Source organism: Quatrionicoccus australiensis (genome assembly GCF_020510525.1).
GTDB lineage: Bacteria > Pseudomonadota > Gammaproteobacteria > Burkholderiales > Rhodocyclaceae > Azonexus > Azonexus australiensis_B.
On sequence record NZ_CP075188.1, the window covers coordinates 3,430,177 to 3,448,228 of the forward strand.

At 64.0% G+C, this 18,052-nt stretch carries 13 protein-coding genes; 7 read left to right on the forward strand and 6 right to left on the reverse strand.

All coding sequences use genetic code 11. From position 1 onward, the window contains the following. Positions 1-8: 8 nt before the first annotated feature. Both KI612_RS16360 and KI612_RS16365 read right to left on the reverse strand, forming a co-directional pair. Positions 9-815 carry a carbon-nitrogen hydrolase family protein gene (locus tag KI612_RS16360; RefSeq protein WP_226441131.1) on the reverse strand — a complete coding sequence of 269 codons (807 nt, stop codon included), beginning with the start codon at positions 813-815 and terminating at the stop codon, positions 9-11. Then, positions 812-4,708, reverse strand: coding sequence for a YhdP family protein (locus KI612_RS16365; RefSeq protein ID WP_226441132.1), 3,897 nt, complete (start codon positions 4,706-4,708; stop codon positions 812-814). The genes KI612_RS16360 and KI612_RS16365 overlap by 4 nt, the downstream gene beginning before the upstream one ends. Positions 4,709-4,861: 153 nt before the next feature. Here KI612_RS16365 and glnE point away from each other — a divergent pair, with 153 nt between their 5' ends. The 3 genes from glnE to KI612_RS16380 all read left to right on the forward strand — a co-directional run bounded on the left by glnE (position 4,862) and on the right by KI612_RS16380 (position 11,917). After that, a complete protein-coding gene (gene glnE, locus KI612_RS16370) occupies positions 4,862-7,558 on the forward strand; it encodes a bifunctional [glutamate--ammonia ligase]-adenylyl-L-tyrosine phosphorylase/[glutamate--ammonia-ligase] adenylyltransferase (RefSeq protein WP_226441133.1) in 2,697 nt (898 codons plus the stop codon). Between the two features lie 77 nt (positions 7,559-7,635). Then, on the forward strand, positions 7,636-8,778 hold the full coding sequence (locus KI612_RS16375) for an FIST signal transduction protein (protein WP_226441134.1): 1,143 nt from the start codon (positions 7,636-7,638) through the stop codon (positions 8,776-8,778). Between the two features lie 19 nt (positions 8,779-8,797). After that, positions 8,798-11,917, forward strand: a complete 3,120-nt coding sequence (locus KI612_RS16380) for a response regulator (protein WP_226441135.1) — start codon at positions 8,798-8,800, stop codon at positions 11,915-11,917. Positions 11,918-11,981: 64 nt separating this feature from the next. Here the strand turns inward: KI612_RS16380 and mscL are convergent, their stop codons facing one another. Both mscL and KI612_RS16390 read right to left on the reverse strand, forming a co-directional pair. Then, positions 11,982-12,410 (reverse strand): large conductance mechanosensitive channel protein MscL, encoded by a 429-nt coding sequence (gene mscL / locus KI612_RS16385; RefSeq protein ID WP_226441136.1) that lies wholly within the window; start codon positions 12,408-12,410, stop codon positions 11,982-11,984. Positions 12,411-12,488: 78 nt separating this feature from the next. Further along, on the reverse strand, positions 12,489-13,658 hold the full coding sequence (locus KI612_RS16390) for a pyridoxal phosphate-dependent aminotransferase (protein ID WP_226441137.1): 1,170 nt from the start codon (positions 13,656-13,658) through the stop codon (positions 12,489-12,491). Positions 13,659-13,706: 48 nt separating this feature from the next. On the opposite strand from KI612_RS16390, the gene mtnA reads away from it, so the two are divergent. From mtnA to KI612_RS16410, 4 genes are all read left to right on the forward strand, one after another. Beyond that, entirely contained in the window at positions 13,707-14,795 is a 1,089-nt protein-coding gene (gene mtnA, locus KI612_RS16395; protein WP_226441138.1) for an S-methyl-5-thioribose-1-phosphate isomerase, read from the forward strand. Next, positions 14,788-15,417: a class II aldolase/adducin family protein gene (locus tag KI612_RS16400; protein ID WP_226441139.1), complete on the forward strand. Its 630-nt coding sequence runs from the start codon at positions 14,788-14,790 to the stop codon at positions 15,415-15,417. Before mtnA ends, KI612_RS16400 begins: the two co-directional genes overlap by 8 nt. 4 nt (positions 15,418-15,421) lie before the next feature. Beyond that, on the forward strand, positions 15,422-16,384 hold the full coding sequence (gene dmeF / locus KI612_RS16405) for a CDF family Co(II)/Ni(II) efflux transporter DmeF (protein ID WP_226441140.1): 963 nt from the start codon (positions 15,422-15,424) through the stop codon (positions 16,382-16,384). Between the two features lie 183 nt (positions 16,385-16,567). After that, positions 16,568-16,780 (forward strand): hypothetical protein, encoded by a 213-nt coding sequence (locus KI612_RS16410; protein ID WP_226441141.1) that lies wholly within the window; start codon positions 16,568-16,570, stop codon positions 16,778-16,780. A gap of 80 nt (positions 16,781-16,860) precedes the next feature. Here KI612_RS16410 and KI612_RS16415 read toward each other — a convergent pair whose 3' ends face one another. Next, positions 16,861-17,133, reverse strand: coding sequence for a hypothetical protein (locus KI612_RS16415; protein WP_226441142.1), 273 nt, complete (start codon positions 17,131-17,133; stop codon positions 16,861-16,863). A gap of 36 nt (positions 17,134-17,169) precedes the next feature. Next, entirely contained in the window at positions 17,170-18,030 is an 861-nt protein-coding gene (locus KI612_RS16420) for a DUF3553 domain-containing protein (RefSeq protein WP_226441143.1), read from the reverse strand. Between the last annotated feature and the right edge of the window lie 22 nt (positions 18,031-18,052).

The following is an 18,052-nucleotide window of genomic DNA, read 5'->3' on the forward strand; positions in this document are numbered from 1 at the left end:
AAACTCCGTCAGAGAATACGGTGGGCGAGCGCCGGCAGGCTCTCGCGGATTTCGGCGATACGGGCGTGGTCGAGGTCGGCAATGACGACGCCCGGCCCTTTCATCTTGCGGTCGAGGATCTCGCCCCAGGGGTCGACGATCATGCTGTTGCCGTGCGTGACGCGTCCGTTTTCATGGCGCCCGCCCTGTCCGACCGCGAGCAGGTAGCATTGGTTCTCGATGGCACGCGCGCGCAGCAGGATTTCCCAGTGGGCACGGCCGGTGGTGTCGGTGAAGGCGGCCGGCATCAGGATCAGGTCGACCGGGCCGAGCGAGCGGTAGAGCTCGGGGAAGCGCAGGTCGTAGCAGATCGAGAGCGCGACACGGCCGAACGGCGTATCAACCGCGACCGGCGTGTTGCCCGGCTCGATGGTGGCAGCTTCGTTGTAGGACTCGTCGCCCTTCTTGAAGCCGAACAGGTGGATCTTGTCGTAGCGCGCGACGCAGTCGCCGCCGTCATTGAAGACCAGCGAACTGTTGCGCATCTGGTGCGGCTGCGTGGCGGTCAACGGGATGGAACCGGCAAAAATCCACACATCGTGACGTGCCGCGGTCGCCGCCAGCCAGTCCTGGATCGGCCCGTTGCCGTAAGTTTCGCGGGCGCGCACACGGTCGGCGTCGGCCGCACCGATGATCGGAAAATACTCGGGCAGGGCGACCATCTGCGCGCCCTGATCGACGGCTTCGGCAATCAGCCGGCCGGCGGTTTCCAGGTTGTCGCCGACGCGCGGTCCGGACACCATCTGCAGGGCGGCAATACGGCAGTTCTGCTTCATCGGGCGTCATTCTCCATCGGGGGTTTTTCTTCTTCCGGCTTCGGCTTGTTGTTGGGCGCGGATTCGCCCGCCTTGTCGACCTTGGGGTCGCTCCAGCTGCCGGTGACATGATAGCGGTAGCTGAACAGGCGGTTGAGCGGATTCAGCGGATTCGGCAGCACGGTATTGGCGAGCAGGGTTGCCGCGCCGACCACCGGATTGACCAGCGCCACGCCGACTGCGGCGGCATTGCCGATTTCCGGCCGGACGACGACCTGCAGGTCCTGCGTCTCGTTCCTCAGGTCGGTTTCGCCCTGCATTTCGATGTGCGCGGCCGGCCCCTTGATGCGCAGCGGTTCGGTGGTGCGCATGATGCCTTTTTTCACCGACAACACCGAGTTGATGCTGTCGAAGGCCAGGCCATCACTGAAAATATCGCGAAAATCCAGGGTCAAGCGGCGCGGCAAGGATTGCAGCGAGATCAGGCCGAGCAGCTTGCCGACACCCGGTTCGAGCTTGTTGAACTGGCCTTTTTCGGCCTGCACGGTCAGTTGACCGGTCAGCGACGGATAGTGGATGCCGGTCAGCGGCCCGCTCCATTGCAGGTCGCCCGTCAGTTTGGCCGTACCGCGCCGCACCGTGTCGGCATAGCCGAGACGATCGAGCAGCTTGCCGAGGTCCTTCGCATTCAACTCAAAATCGAGCCGCGTCTGCTGCTTGCCAGTATTGAACCAGACGCCCTTGCCCTTGAGGCTGCCATCCGGATTCTGCAGGCTAAGTTGATCAAGGTTCCAGGCGCCCTTGTCGTTGCGCGCCTTGAGATCAAGCTTGCCGAGCGCCTTGTCGCCGACATGAAAATCATCGACCGAGAGACTCATGCCGGGCAAGGAATTGAGCAGGGCACTGCCGCTCTCGCTGCTTTCCGCCGCCGGGCGCACGATCAGGCGCTTGAAATTGCCTTCGACCCAGCCTTCGCCGGCGCTCTTCCAGAAAATATCGCCGACCGCCTCGCGCGTGTTGAGGCCGATCTGCCAGCCGCCGTCGCGCGGGCGCAAGGTCGTTTCAACCTGGCTGTAATCGCGCCCCATCAGGTGCAGGCGCGGCGTTTTCAGAAAAACGCTGTTCAGGGCGAGTCCACCGCTGGCCGCGCCATCGGCACCATTGGCATCGGGCAGGAAGTGCTTCCAGGCATCGGCGTCGATCTGCGGCACCGCAACGCGCACCGCCAGCCCCTTGTCGGGCAGGCGCGGTTCGGCATCGCCGACCGCGAAGACGCCACGCTCCCAGTTGTCGCCGCGGCGCACAACCAGGCCCTGCGCCACCTTGCCCAGGGTGATCTTGTACTGCTCGCGCGTCGCATCCGGCGCCGTGCGCTCGATGCGTAGCGGCAAGGCCATGGTGGCGTTCTTGTTGAGCGGCTCGGGCAGGGGCGAACTGACGCCGAGCAAATCGGAGTCGATGACGACATCGGCGTTGCGCTTGCGAATGGCGATATCGGCCTTCCAGCCGGAACTGCCGCTCAGGTGATTGATCAGCGGAAAGCCGAAGTGCTTGCTCACTTCGCCGATATTGGCGGTACCGCTGGCCTGGACGGCGACCTTGTCGCCGATATTTTTGACCTGCACCCGGGCCGGGCCGCCGAACAGGCGACCATTGATGTCATGCGCAATGATGCTCCTTTCAGTCAGTTGCAGCCGGCCGTTGACCTGGGTCAGCGGCGGCAGGCCGGCGAGCGGCTGCACCTGGTTGTTCTGGAACTGGTAGTCGCCGCGCATGCGGGTATCGAGGGCGTGACGCAGCGGAATATCGAGTTCCAGATTGAGTCGACCGTTGCCACTCGCCTTCATGCCGTCGGTAAAGCGATCGATGCTGTCGGCGACCGGACTCTGCTCGATGAAACGCAGGAACTCGCCGGTCGGCCCCTGCGCGACGCCGCGCACGAAGAGCATTTCCTCGTGCGACTCGAAATCGGGAATCTCGACCGTGACGCCGGACAGCCTGGCGCCCAGTATCGTTCCCTGGCTGGCATTGACCTTCATGCCGACACCGAAACTCATTTCGCCATCGACATTCTCGATCACCGGCCAGCCCGGCGCGTAGTCGATCTTCGCGCCCGCCGCCTTGGCGGTGACCAGGAACTGGCCACCCTTGCCGTCGCGGAAGGGGAAGTCCTTGAGGTTGCCCTTGAGCACCAGCTTGCCGTCATAACCACGACCGCCAACGATGCCGCGGCGCAGCCAGGCGCGCGCATCGGCATTGACGGCATGCGGCATGAAACGCCAGACGGCCCGCCCGTCGCCCCGGTCGACCGTCGCCTGGAGGTCGATTTCACCCGGTCCGTCACCGCTGTAGCGATAGCTGCCACGCGCCGAACCGGCCGCTTCCGGACCCGCGAACTCGAGCTTGTCGAGCTTGATATCGGCAACCGCGCCATTGATTTTCCAGCTGGCCTTGGCCTTCAGCGTATCGAGCGCAATATCGGGTTCGGGAAACACGGCCGGCAAGGAGATTCCGGAGCTCCCCGAATCCAGCGCCATCTCGCCGCCCTTTTCGTTCGCATCGATCAGCCCGGACAAGCCGCTGGCGCCCGGCACATAACCGCTGGCGACCAGCCCGAGCTGGCTGAAAGCAGCTTTCAGCGCATAGCGCCGCAGGACATCGCCTTCCAGCGCCCAACTCGTCCGCAATTCGGTTATCCGGCCCTGCGGCCGGTGCTTTTGCAACAACTCGCGACTCTGCGCATCAAGCGGCATGTAGGCAGCCAGACTGCCAAGCACCGCCAGATCAAGGAAACTGGCGCGAGCATTGCCGCTGATCGCCAATGTTTGCGGATCGTGCTGCCATTCGACCTGGAAATCGGTCGGCGCAACGCGCATGCCTTCCTGCGTCAGCAACTCGAGCTTCTGCCCGCTCACCGCCCAGGCCTCGCCCTTGTAGCGGCCTTCCAGGCGACCGCGCATGCTTGCCAGATTGAGCTCCGGCAACTTGCGGCCGAGCCGGATGCGGACTTCTTCCAGGGCAAAATCGGTGGTCAACTTGCCGCCACCATCGGCGAAATCGCCCCAGACGCGCAGCGCGCCCCGGCCGCGCGGCAGATGCACGGGATAATCAACCCAGCTGCGCCAGCCGGCGAGGTCGGCATAGTCGAGTTCGACGAACAACTTGCCGGACAGGTCGGCCAGCACTTCGCCAATCTCGCCGCGCACCTCGCCGCGAATGTCGATGCGCGCCGCAAGTTCGGCCGGTGGCGCCGCCGAAAGGCCGAAGCGATGGCGGCGACCGCTGTTGTCCAGCCCGAATTGCAGATCTTCGAGAATGAGCGGCGGCGCCTGACGCAGGCGGTCGTCCCAGACGATGGTCGCGTCGCGGACGCGGATATGTTTCTGCTGCAGCACCCATTCGGCAAAGGCCGGATCGCTGTCACCCTCGGTCGCCATGCCGGCGACGCTAATCTTGCCGTTGCTTTCGCGCCGCACATGCAGCACCGGCCCCTCGAAGGAAAGCAGGGACAAGGTCGGCTGCAGACGCCACAGGCTCTGCCAGGAAAGCACGCTCTCGACGCGGGTGAGCGAAAAGGCCGGCTGACCGAGACGATCGGACACGGTCACATCGTCGAGCACGAGATCCGGATTGAGCCCCCGCCAGCGCGCCTCGATTTTGCCGATTTTGACCGGTTGACCGACAGCACGCGTCGCCGCCTGCTCGATTTCTGCCTGGTAGTCGCCAACCTTGGGCAGCACGACATAGCGCAAGGCCAGGACCAGCCCGACAAACAGCAGCCACAGCACGAACAGGCTCCAGCCCAGGACGCGCAAGCCGCGCGCCACGGCCGGCCGGGCCAGCCAGGGCCACAACCAGTGCAGGCGGTGATAGACGCCCTCCCGGATTTCCTGCCGGGTCAGCGGGCTATTCACGCGGCAAACCGTTGTACCGGTGCTGACCGGAAGCGACAGGAATCAAGGGGAAGCGCAGGCTTTTTTGCCGGAGAGGGAAATAGATCACTACAATCGAAGATCAGCTAAAAAGCGCATTCTATCCTTTTCGGCATACGCGCCGATCGAGTAATCATGGACCACACCACGCCCCCCCTCTGGCAGGCCGCCTTCGAGCACAGCCGCTACTTCACCAACCAGTTGCGGGCCCGCCCCGAACTGATCCCGGAACTGCTCGCGACCTGGCAGCAGCCGCTCAGCGAAGACATGCTGCAGGCGCCGCTGCGCGGCCCCTTTGCCGACGACGATGCGGTCAAGTGCAGCTTGCGCCGCCTGCGCCAGCGCGTCATGACCCACCTTGTCTTGCGCGACCTGTGCGGCCTCGCGCCGCTGTCCGAAATCGTCGAGAGCATGACCATGCTGGCCGACGTAACCACCAATTTCGCCCTCGACCACTACCACCGGCAACTCGTCGCCACCTACGGCGAGCCCCTCGACAAGGCCGGCCAGCCGCAGCGCATGCTGGTCATCGGCATGGGCAAGCTCGGTGGGCGCGAACTGAATGTCTCTTCCGACGTCGATTACATCTTCATCTACCCGGAAGACGGCGACACCGCCGGCCCGAAGAGCATCGAGAATTACGACTTCTTCAACCGTCTCGGCAAGCGGGTGATACAGGCGCTCGGCGACATCACCGCCGACGGCCAGGTTTTCCGCGTCGACATGCGCCTGCGCCCGAACGGCGACTCCGGGCCGCTGGTCTGCTCGCTCGACTCGCTGGAAAACTACTTCATCACGCAGGGCCGCGAGTGGGAGCGCTACGCCTGGATCAAGGGCCGCACCATGAATTCCGGCGACAACCTGCAGCCGGCCTGGGTGGCGGCGATGCAGAAAATCGCCCGGCCCTTCGTCTTCCGCAAGTACCTCGATTTTGGCGCGATCAACGCGATGCGCGACCTGCATGCGCAGATCCGCCGCGAAGTCGCGCGCAAGGACATGGCCGACCACGTCAAGCTCGGCCCCGGCGGCATCCGCGAGATCGAGTTCATGGCCCAGGTCTTCCAGCTCATCCGCGGCGGCCGCGATCCGGCGCTGCAGATCCGGCCGACCCTGTCGGTCCTCAAGCTGCTCGTCGAACGCAAGCTGCTGCCGGCCGAAAGCGAGCAGGAACTGCGCGAAGCCTACATCTTCCTGCGCCGCCTCGAACACCGCCTGCAATACGTCGAGGACAAGCAGACGCACATGCTGCCGGAAACCCCGGAAGCCCGCGCCAGCATCGCGCGCAGCATGGACTTTGCCGACTGGGACGCCATGCTGCTCGTGCTCAACGCGCATCGCGACAAGGTCAGCCGGCATTTCGAAGAAATCTTCTCCGACCCGGAAGCCGGCGAACATCCGCTGACCGGTCTGTGGATGGGGCAGATCGACGAAGAAACCGCGATCGAGGCCTTCGGCAATCTCGGCTTTCGCCAGCCGCGCGAAGCCATCGCCCGCCTTGGCGAACTGCGCACCTCCGGCCGCTACCAGCAACTGCCGGCCAGCAACCGGGCGCGGCTCGATGCCGTCGGCCCGCGCCTGATCGAAGCGGCGGGCGCCACCGCCGCCCCCGACACGACGCTGACGCGCGGCCTGAGCTTTCTCGAAAACATCGCCCGGCGCGGCTCCTACCTTGCGTTGCTGCAGCAATACCCGATGGCGCTGCGCCGTGTCGCCGACATGATGTGCGCCTCGTCGTGGGCGGCCGATTACCTGAACCGGCACCCGCTGCTTCTCGACGAGCTGCTCGACCCGCGTCTCTACGACATTGCCACCGACTGGGCCGCCTTCCGCGACAACCTGCAGCGCAGCCTGGCCGACAATGTCGACGATACCGAGCGCGAAATGGACATCCTGCGCGAAATGCACCATGCGCAGATTTTCCGGCTGCTGGCGCAAGACCTGGCCGGTTTGCAAACGATCGAACACCTCTCCGACCATCTCACCGAACTGGCCGACACCATCGTTCAGGAAACCCTGCCGCTGTGCTGGAGCAAGGTCAGGAACCGGCACTGTGACGTACCGAAGTTTGCCGTCATCGGCTACGGCAAGATGGGCGGCAAGGAACTCGGCTACGCCTCCGACCTCGATCTCGTTTACCTGTTCGACGACGATGCCCAGGAAGCCGAGGAAAACTACACCCGGCTCGGACAGCGTCTGAACACCTGGCTGTCGAGCCAGACCCCGGCCGGCATCCTGTTCGAAACCGACCTGCGCCTGCGCCCGAACGGCGACTCCGGCCTGCTCGCGGTGTCGGTCGATTCCTTCCGCGACTACCAGTTGAAGCACGCCTGGGTCTGGGAGCACCAGGCGCTGACCCGCGCCCGCTTCGTGGCCGGCGACCCGGCGGTCGGCGCGCGCTTTGAGGCGATCCGCAATGAAATCCTCTGCCAGCCGCGCGACCTCGCCAAACTGCGCGAGGAAGTCATCGCCATGCGCGACAAGATGCTCGACGCGCACGCCTCGAACAGCGACACCGAGTTCGACCTCAAGCACGACCGCGGCGGCATCGTCGATGTCGAGTTCATCGTGCAATACCTGATCCTGGGTTACGCCAACCGGCACGGTGAACTGACCGGCAATCTCGGCAACATCGCGTTGCTCCGGATCGCCGCCGAGCTCGGCCTGATTCCTGCTGCACTCGCCGCCGCAGCCGGCAACGCCTATCGCGAATACCGCCGCCTGCAGCATGCCCGCCGCCTCACTGCCACCCCCAAGGCACGCGTCGAGCGCGACAGCGTCGCAAAGCACGCCCAGGCGGTCGACCAGCTCTGGCAAACGGTTTTTGCCAGTTAACGGCGGTTGACCGTCAGCGGCGGCAATACCCACATGCAGCCTGTGGTATTTTCACGCCGAACCATATAGGAGACAGGATGCGCATCGTTCAGGAAACCCTCAGGAGGCCGGGCGAGCTCGCCAAGGCTCTGGGTGCGCTGAGCGCCCTGCAGCCCGATCTGCTGCTTGCCTTTGCCGCGACCACGCAGCTCAACGCACCGGACTTGGTCGCCAGCCTGCGCAGCGCCTGTCCGCAGAGCCTCTTGCTCGGCTGCTCGACCGCCGGCGAAATCACCGCCCAGGGCGTCGATAACGCCAGCTGCGTGCTGACTGCCATCCGCTTCGACAAAGTCCGCCTGACCGAAGGCTGTACCGTGCTGACCGGGATGAACGACTCCTTCGCAGCCGGCGCGCGCCTCGCCCAGCAGTTGCAGGCGCCTGACCTCAAGGCCGTGCTGGTCTTCGGGCCTGGCGTGCAAATCAATGGCAGCGCCCTGGTTAACGGCCTGGCCAGCGTACTGGGCACGGAACTGCCGATTACCGGCGGACTGGCCGGCGACGACGGCGCCTTTCGCCAGACCTTCACGCTCGGCCGGGATGGCGTCAGCGACCAGGCCGTGGTGGCCGTCGGTTTCTGCGGCAACGAATTGCACCTGGGCCATGGCTCGTTCGGCGGCTGGGAGCCCTTCGGCCCGGCCCGCAAGGTCACCCGTTGCGAAGGCAACGTCCTGTTCGAACTCGACGGCGAACCGGCGCTCGCGGTGTACAAGCGCTATCTCGGCGAACACGCGGCGCGTCTGCCCGCCTCCGGCCTGCTCTTCCCCTTCGCCATGCTCGGCGAAGACCACCACAGCAGCGGCCTGATCCGGACCATACTCGGCATCGACGAAGCCGCCGGCAGCCTGACCCTGGCCGGCGAAATCGTCACCAACGGCTATCTGAAACTGATGCATGCCAGCACCGACAAGCTGGTCGCCGGCGCCGAAACGGCGGCGGAAATGGCGGCCGGCATGCTCGACAACGCGGGCGATTGCCTGTCCATCCTGGTCAGCTGCGTCGGCCGCAAACTGGTCATGGGCGAAGGGGTCGATGAAGAAGTCGAAGCGGTCAGCGCGATTTTCGGCAGCAAGGCCGTGTTGACCGGCTTTTACTCCTACGGCGAGATCAGTCCGTTCAAGCCGGATGCCGCCTGTCGCCTGCACAACCAGACGATGACCATTACCTGCCTGAGCGAAAGCTGAAAGCCGTCGCACCTCTGCCATGAAAAAGACCCTGCTCCGCCAGTTGAAACGCACCGTCGGCATCGCCGACGAGGCGGCGCTTGGCCAACTGCTGGACAAGCTGCAGACCGCCGCGAGTATCGCCGACCCCGAGCTGGCCGGCCTGTTCAACGGCTTCGGCGAACTGCTGCAACGGGTTGATGCTTCCTACGAGCAGTACGAGCGCGACCTCGAACTGCGTACACGCAGCCTGGAAATCTCCTCGCAGGAACTCTCCAGCCTCAATGAGCAGTTGCGCCGCGAACTGGGCGAGCGCGAAAGCGCGCTCTGCTCGGTACGCGATGCGATCCGCGACCTGTTACCGAATGCCGCGACCCAAGCCGATTCGCTGATTCTGGCCCAGGAAGACCTCGCCGCCCTGGCGCAACGCCTCGCCGCCCTGGTCAATGAGAGCGAAGCCGGGCGCCACGCACTGGCCAATCAGAAGTTCGCCCTCGACCAGCACGCCATTGTCAGCATCACCGACACATCCGGCACCATCATCTATGCCAACGACCGCTTCTGCGAAATCAGCGGCTACCCCCGCCATGAACTGCTCGGCCGCAACCACCGGATCATCAATTCGAACCGGCACCCGGCCGAATTTTTCCGCGACATGTGGGACACCATCAGCCAGGGCAAGGTCTGGCATGGCGAAGTCTGCAACCGGGCCCGCAACGGCCGCAGCTACTGGGTCAATGCGACCATCGTGCCGCTGCTCGACGCCAACGGCCTGCCCGAACAATACATCGCCATCCGCACCGACATTACCGACCGCAAGCAGATGGAGGCCCAGCTCTCCGAACAGTTGCACATGGTTGAGGAACTGATCGAGGCCATCCCGCTGCCGATGTACATGAAGGATGCCGCCGGTCGCTACCTGCGCATGAACCGCGCCTTCGAGCTGTTCTTCCATACGACGCGCGAGCAGTTCATCGGCCGCACGCTGCACGACCTGCTCAGCCCCGAGGATACCGCCCTGCATGCCGCCAAGGACAAGGAGTTGCTGGCCAGTTCCGGCATCCAGTCCTATGAGGCGGTGGTGCATGCGCGCGACGGCACGCGCCATGACACGATTTGCCGCAAGGCGGCCCTGACCCAGCTCGACGGCACGGTGCATGGCCTGCTCGGCATCATCATCGACATCACCGACCGCAAGCAGGCCGAGGCCGAGCTGCGTCTGGCCAAGGATGCCGCCGAGTCGGCGAGCCGGGCGAAGAGCGACTTCCTCGCCAACATGAGCCACGAGATCCGCACGCCGATGAACGGCATCATCGGCATGACCGATCTGGCCCTCGATACCGCGTTGACCGATGAGCAGCGCGAGTACATGTCGATTGTCAAATCCTCGGCCGAATCGCTGCTCACCATCATCAACGACATTCTCGACTTCTCGAAGATCGAGGCCGGCAAACTGCTCGTCGAACACATTTCCTTCGACCTGCACCGCCTCGTCTCGGAAACCCTGAAAACGATGTCGCTGCGCGCCCACGAGAAAAACATCGAACTGGTCAGCGAAGTCCTGCCGGAAGTGCCGACGCATACGCTGGGCGACCCCAGCCGCATCCGTCAGGTCCTGACCAACCTGGTCGGCAACGCCATCAAGTTCACCGAAAATGGCGAAATCGCGCTGCGCGTCACGCTGAGCGCCCGCCGCGGCAATACCGCCACAGTGCATTTTGCGGTGCGCGACACCGGCATCGGCATTGCCACGGAAAAGCAGCAACTGATTTTTGATGCCTTTGCCCAGGAAGACAGCTCGACCACCCGCAAATATGGCGGCACCGGCCTCGGCCTGTCGATCTCGCGCCGCCTGGTCAATCTGATGGGCGGCGAAATCTGGCTGGAAAGCGAGCTCGGCCAGGGCAGCACCTTCCATTTCTCGGTCAATCTGCAAATCGACCAGGCGCCGTCCGAAACCCTGCGCCCACCGGTCGACCTCGCCGGCAAGCACATTTTGCTGGTCGACGACAACGACACCAACCGCCGCGTCCTGGCCGGCATGCTGAGTTCCTTCGGCATCACGCCAAGCGTCGCCGATTCCGGCCAGGCCGCCCTCGCGCTCGTCCAGCAGGAAGGGCGCCAGTTCGACTGCATTCTGCTCGATGCCCACATGCCGGAAATGGATGGCTACCAGCTGGCCGCCGCCCTGCGTGCCGCGCTCGACCAGGTACCGCCGATGCTGATGCTGTCGTCCGGCGCCATGCGCGGCGACGGCCAACGCTGCCAGGAAGTCGGCATTTCCGGCTTTTTCTCGAAACCGATTTCCTCCGAAGAACTGCTCGCCGCGCTGTGCCGGCTCTTTGGCACCTGCCAGAACCAGCAAGTGGCACCGCCGAAACAGCTGGTCACCCGCCACTCGCTGCGCGAACTGCAACGCGCCCTCGACATCCTGCTGGTCGAGGATCATCCGGTGAACCAGAAACTGGCGATCGGCCTGCTGGAAAAATGGGGACACCACCCGATCCTCGCCCAGAACGGTCAGGAAGCCCTCGTCCGGCACGCCGAGCGCAACTTCGACGTCATCCTGATGGACATGCAGATGCCGGTCATGGGCGGCATCGAGGCAACCCGGCGCATCCGCCACTTCGAACAGGCCTCCGGCCTGCCGCGCACACCGATCATTGCCATGACCGCCGCGGCCATGCAGGGTGACCGCGATGCCTGCATCGAGGCCGGCATGGACGACTACCTGTCAAAGCCGATCAAGATCAAGGAATTGCTGGAAAAGCTGCAAACCTATGGCGGGCCGCAAAAAGCGCCGCTCGATCAGCCCCCGGCCTTTGACTACGGCATCGCGCTGCGCCAGGCCGATCGCGAAATGGTCGAGATCATTGCCGAGATGTTCCTCGACACCTGGCCACGCAACATCGAACACCTGCGCAGCGGCATCGCCAGCGACAACGCCGAACAGGTCGAACATAGCGCGCACAACCTGAAGGGCATTCTCGCCACCTTCCATGCCGACCCGGCAACCCGCCTCGCCGACGAACTCGAAACAGGCGCCCGGCAGCCGCCGCTGAGCGGCATGTCGGTTCTGGTAGACAAGCTGGAACAGGAAATCACCACCCTCGCAGCCCACCTCAAATTGCTGGCCAGCCACTGGCATGGCGGCAGCTGAAGCCGGAATTCACCGACCACAAAAAAGCCGCTCGTGAGCGGCTTTTTTGCGGATGCAGCAAAGCTTACTTCTTCAGCGAATCGCGGATTTCGCGCAGCAGCAGGACATCTTCCGGCGTCGCCGGGGCTTCCGGCGCCGGTGCCGGCGCTTCGGTCGGACGCAGGCGGTTCATCTGCTTGATCATCATGAAGATGATGAAAGCGAGAATGACGAAGTTGACCAGGATGGTCAGGAAGGAACCGTAGGCGAAGACCGGAATGCCGGCCTTCTTCAGTTCGGCCAGCGCAGTCAGGTTGTTCGGGTTGTCGCCGAGCACGACGAACAGGTTGGAGAAATCGAGTTTGCCGACGATGCGGCTGACCAGCGGCATGATCAGGTCGCCGACGATGGAATCGACGATCTTGCCGAAAGCACCACCGATGATGACACCGACCGCGAGGTCCATTGCGTTGCCCTTGACGGCAAATTCCTTGAATTCCTGAATCATTCCCATGTTGTTTCCCCTGTGTGATCAATGAACGGGCGGATTATTCGCGCCCGGACGGAACAGCGTCAAGGCGCAATTCATAATTTAAGTTTTCTTCACAAAGGCTTTACAAAGCCGCTCGGCCGCGGCGCGCAGCGTTTCTTCCCGTTTGGCGAAGCAGAAGCGGACGACCTTGTCGTCGCGCCCGTCGGCATTGAACACCGACACCGGGATCACCGCAACGCCGACTTCGCGCGTCAGCCATTCGGCAAACGCGCGGTCGCCGAGCTCGGACAGCCCGGCGTAGCTGGCGAGCTGGAAATAGGTACCGCGACAGGGCAACAGCTCGAAGGGCGTCGGCGCCATGAGTTGGCGGAAGAAATCGCGCTTCTCTTGGTAGAAGGCGGCCAGCCCGAGATGGCGCGAGGCGTCCTGCATGTACTCGGCAATCGCCAGTTGCGACGGCGCGTGCACGGTGAACACGTTGAATTGATGCACTTTGCGGAACTCCGCCATCAGCGCCGCCGGACCAACCACGTAGCCGATCTTCCAGCCGGTGATGTGATAAGTCTTGCCAAAGCTGGAGACGACAATGCTGCGCGCCGCCAGTTCGGGATGGCCGCACAGGCTGGCGTGCTGTTCGCCGTCGAACAGGATGTGCTCGTAGACCTCGTCGGAGAGGATGACGATATCGGTGCCGCGGACCAATTCGGCCAGTTTTTCCCGGTCGACCGCTGAGAGCAGGCTGCCGGTCGGGTTATGCGGCGAATTGACGATGATCATGCGCGTCTTCGGTGAAATCAGCTTTTTCACCTGCTCCCAGTCCGGCGCGTAATCGGGAAACTTCAATTGCGCAAACACCGCCGTACCGCCGACAGTTTCAATGGCCGGCACATAGCTGTCGTAGACCGGCTCGAAGACCAGCACCTCGTCACCGGGCCGGACAAAGGCGGCAATCGCCGTGAAAATCGCCTGCGTCGCGCCGGCCGTGACGGTGACTTCGGACTCGACGTCGTAGCGCGTACCGTACAGCGCCGCGACCTTGTCCACAATGGCCTGGCGCAGTTCCGGCAGACCAGTCATCGGCGCGTACTGGTTGCGCCCGGCCAGCATGTGGCGATGCATCGCGTCGAACAGCGCCGGCTCGGCCTGAAAGTCGGGAAAGCCCTGCGACAGATTGACGGCACCGCACTCGGCGGCCATTTTCGACATCACGGTGAAGATCGTGGTGCCCATGTTCGGGAAGCGGGAAGCGATGCGGACAGGCGTATCCATGGCGGCGACGGGTAGTTCGGGAATGGGGCACTATGCCACAATGTCGGCATGAACATCGACGGCACCCCCACCCGCACCCTGCGCGCCCATCCGGCGCAGCGCCTCATCGACATCATCGACCAGACCCGGTTGCCGCACGCGCTGCACTGGGTGCGCGTCACGACGCTGGACGAGGCGGCACACGCCATCCGCGCCATGCAGGTGCGCGGCGCACCGCTGATCGGCGCCACCGCGGCCTACGGCCTGGCCATCGCGCTCAACGACGACGCCTCCGACATGCAGTTGCAGCACGCCATCGCGATGCTCGGCGCCACCCGCCCGACCGCCGTCAACCTGCACTGGGCGCTGGCCCGCATGCAGGCGGTGCTGGCGCCGCTGGCGCCGGAAATGCGCGCTGCGGCGGCGTGGACCGCTGCGGCGGCGATTGCCGAAGAGGACGTCGCCCAGAATGCCGCGATCGGCCAGCATGGCCTCGGCCTGTTCCGCCAGATCGAACGCAACTCGGGCAAGACCTTGAACATCATGACCCATTGCAACGCCGGCTGGCTGGCCACCGTCGATTGGGGCACCGCGCTGTCGCCGGTCTATGCCGCGCACGATGCCGGCCTGCCGGTGCATGTCTGGGTCTCGGAAACGCGGCCGCGCAACCAGGGCCTGCTCACCGCCTGGGAACTCGCGCAGCACGGCGTGCCACACACGCTGATCGCCGACAACGCGGCCGGCATCCTCATGCGGGAGAAGCAGGTCGACGCGGTCATCGTCGGCGCCGACCGCATTGCCGCCAACGGCGATGTCGCCAACAAGGTCGGCACCTACCTCAAGGCGCTGGCCTGCGCCGACAACGGCATTCCCTTCTATGTCGCAGCGCCGCGTTCGACGCTCGACTTCGCCTGCGCCGAAGGCACCGCGATTCCCATCGAAGAACGCGACGGCGATGAATTTCGCCTCGTACACGGCGTCGACCGCCACGCCGCACCGAGCGCGCTGCGCCAGTTGGCCGCAAGCGAAGCGGTCGCCAATCCGGCCTTCGACGTGACGCCGGCCCGTCTGGTCACGGCCATCATCACCGAGCGCGGCGTCTGCCCGGCCAGCCGTGACGGCCTGCTCGAACTCTATCCGGAAGAAGCCCGTGCCTGATCTGCGCCTTGATCTGATCGCCACCGCCCGGGCCATGCAGCCGGCCGGGCTCAATCGCGGCACGGCCGGCAATGTCAGCGTGCGCAGCGGCGCCGGCTTCTACATCACGCCGACCGGCATGCCCTACGCCACGCTGCAGGCCGACGACATCCCGCTGATGGCGCTCGACGGCTCGCACCAGGGCCGCCGCAAACCCTCCTCGGAATGGCGCTTTCACCGCGACCTCTACGCTAGCCGGCCGGAAGTCGGCGCCGTGCTGCACGCACATTCGCCGTTTGCCGTCAGCCTGGCCTGCCTGCGCTACGACATCCCGGCCTTTCACTACATGATCGCGCGCTTCGGCGGCGACAGCATCCGCTGCGCCGACTACGCCATTTTCGGCTCGCCGGAACTGTCGACCGCTGCGCTCGCCGCCATGCACGAACGCAAGGCCTGCCTGCTCGCCAACCACGGCCTGCTCGTCGCCGGCCGCGACCTGGCCGAAGCCATGGCGCTTGCCATCGAACTGGAAGAACTCTGCGAGCAGTACTGGCGCGCTTGCCAGCTCGGCCAGCCGGTCATCCTTTCCCACGACGAAATGACGGCCGTGCTGGCGAAATTCGCCGGCTACGGTCAACAGTAAAAACATGGCCAAAATCAAACACGACCTGACGCGTTGGGCGCACAACCACCACTACTCGGACGGCAACGCCGCAGCCGAGCGCGGCACCCGCCTGGTGATGTGGATCACCGTCGCGACGATGCTGATGGAAATCGGCGCCGGCTGGTGGTTCAACTCGATGGCCGTGCTCGCCGACGGCTTCCACATGAGTTCGCACGCGCTCGCCCTCGGCCTGGCCGCCTTCGCCTACGCCGCGGCGCGCCGCTACAGCGCCGACCCGAGCTTCGCCTTCGGCACCTGGAAGATCGAGGTACTGGCCAGCTACACCAGCGCCATCTGCCTGCTCGGCGTCGCCGCCGCAATGATCTACGGCTCGCTCGAACGCCTGGTCGCGCCGCAGACCATCCATTACCCGGAAGCGATGGCCGTCGCCGTGCTCGGCCTGGCGGTCAACCTCGTCTGCGCGCTGATTCTTGGTCAGGCGCATGACCATCACCACGATCACGATCATGCCCACGACCATGGCCATGCGCACTCACACGGCCACGACGACCTCAATCTCAAGGCCGCCTACATCCACGTCATCACCGACGCCGCCACCTCCGTGCTCGCCATCGCCGCGCTGGCCGGCGGCTGGTTCTACGGCTGGGACTGGCTCGACCCGCTGACCGGTCTGCTCGGCGCCGTACTGGTTGCACTGTGGTCGAAGAAACTGCTCGCCCAGAGCGGCCGCGTCCTGCTCGACCGCGAAATGGACCACCCGGTCGTCGCCGAAATCCGCGACGTCATCGCCGCCCTGCCCGCCGCCGGCCAGACCGAGCTGACCGACCTGCACGTCTGGCGCGTCGGCACCGGCGCCTACGCCTGCGCGCTCAGCCTGCTCACCCACGACGCCACCCTGACCCCGCTCGCCATTCGCGAGCAACTCGGCATCCACGCAGAAATCGTGCATGCCACGGTCGAGATCCATCTTTGCGACGAGTGCTGAGCATGGCCCGTCGCCGGCAACACGCCGGTACAAAGCGTTGCAATACAGGGGAACGCCGACCGCCCGTTTGCGGTCAATATTGAGCCTCTACTTTTTTGCAAGGCAAAACGAAATAGCCGGTTTCACGCTTCTCAAAACCTGAGTAAGATTGTTCACGCAAAACCACACGGGAGATTTGGCCGAATGAAAGTGAAGTCTTCAATCGAACGCGGTGCAGAGTATCTGTGCACCAAATTGGGCGATGTTGTTACCGCCATAGAGCAAGTGGCCGTCGTCAAGGGCGCGGCCATGTGGGAAGTCGAGCGCAAGATAGGCGCGGGCATCAGAAAACGCCTGATCGTCTCCGAACGTTCCCTGATTGCACCCCAGTTATCGCCGGTCGGCAGTCCGGCCTGAAACCCCGATACTGCACATACAAGAAGGCCGGCAAACATGCCGGCCTTTTTTCATCTGCTCACTGCACTATCCTGGCTGGGTCAGTCCGCGCTGCGGCACATGCTCTGCTCTTCCTCAAGCGCGGCCTTCAGGTCGGCGATCAGATCCTCGATGTTTCGCTGCGCATCGTAAAACTCGAATTCGCCATCGCTGGTTTCGAGAACGACGTTCGGCTCGTCGCCGAACAGCGGCACCTGCACATGCACGCCCTTGGTGAACATGATCATGCCGTCTTCCTTCTTGGACGGCTCGCTCAGGGCGACGGGGGTGTAACCCAGCTTGTTCAGTTTTTCAGCGAGTACTTGCGCGTTCATGTCTTTCCTTTCGAATAATGGGCTGTAGCGTACTACTTATTTCTGGCTGATCGACCAGATGAAGGCTTGCACGTCGATCAGGTCGCGCGGCATCAGGCCTTCTTCCAGCAGGTTGGTACGGACGTAACTGTAGAGGCGCAGCACGGCATCGTAGGTCTTCCAGTTCGGTTCCGGCTTGTAGCCGATGCGCCAGCACAACGCCTTGGCCGAATTCTGGATGGCCAGCGGCTTGATGAAGATGGACTGCTTGGGATGGCGGATGAAGCTGAACAGGGTGGCAAACGGCCACTTGTTCAGACCCAGGATGCCCAGGGTACGCAGGAAATGCTTGAAACGCGCTTCATCGGTTTCTGCGCCGTAAAGGAGTTCAAGCAGCGCGACGGCAAACAGTTTCTGGCAGGGGGCCGACTCGAGGGCGTCGTGAAAGACCTTGCGCTCGCTCTTGGTCAGCAGGTTGGTGCTCGATTCGACGTGGCGGGCGCGATCACAGACAGCGTCGAAACTGCCTTCCTCGATCAGGCGGGAAAGTTCTTCCTGGCTGAGCAACTGAACGCAGAACTTGTTGCCGCGCACATTGGCCTCGCGCGCATTCTTGATGTAATCAGCATCTTCGAAACCATCCGGGTAGTTCGCCATGAAACGGTCGATGGCCATCGGCACCGTGACAAAGTCATCGGCATTCATCAGCGTGGCTTCGATCAGATTATCGAGGAGGCGGTGCTTGGATGCGGCGCCTTCGGCCTTTTCCAGCTGGATGAAGGAGCGCGACAGGCGCTTGCGGCCGGCGCCGACAAAAAACACGTCAAGGTTGTCCGGGGTTGCGCTGAGCACCTTGCCGAGACCCCATTCCTGCTGCTTGGGGTGGGTCACACGATCGCCTGCGATTAGGGTGCTCATCTTGCTCTCCGCTTCTATTACC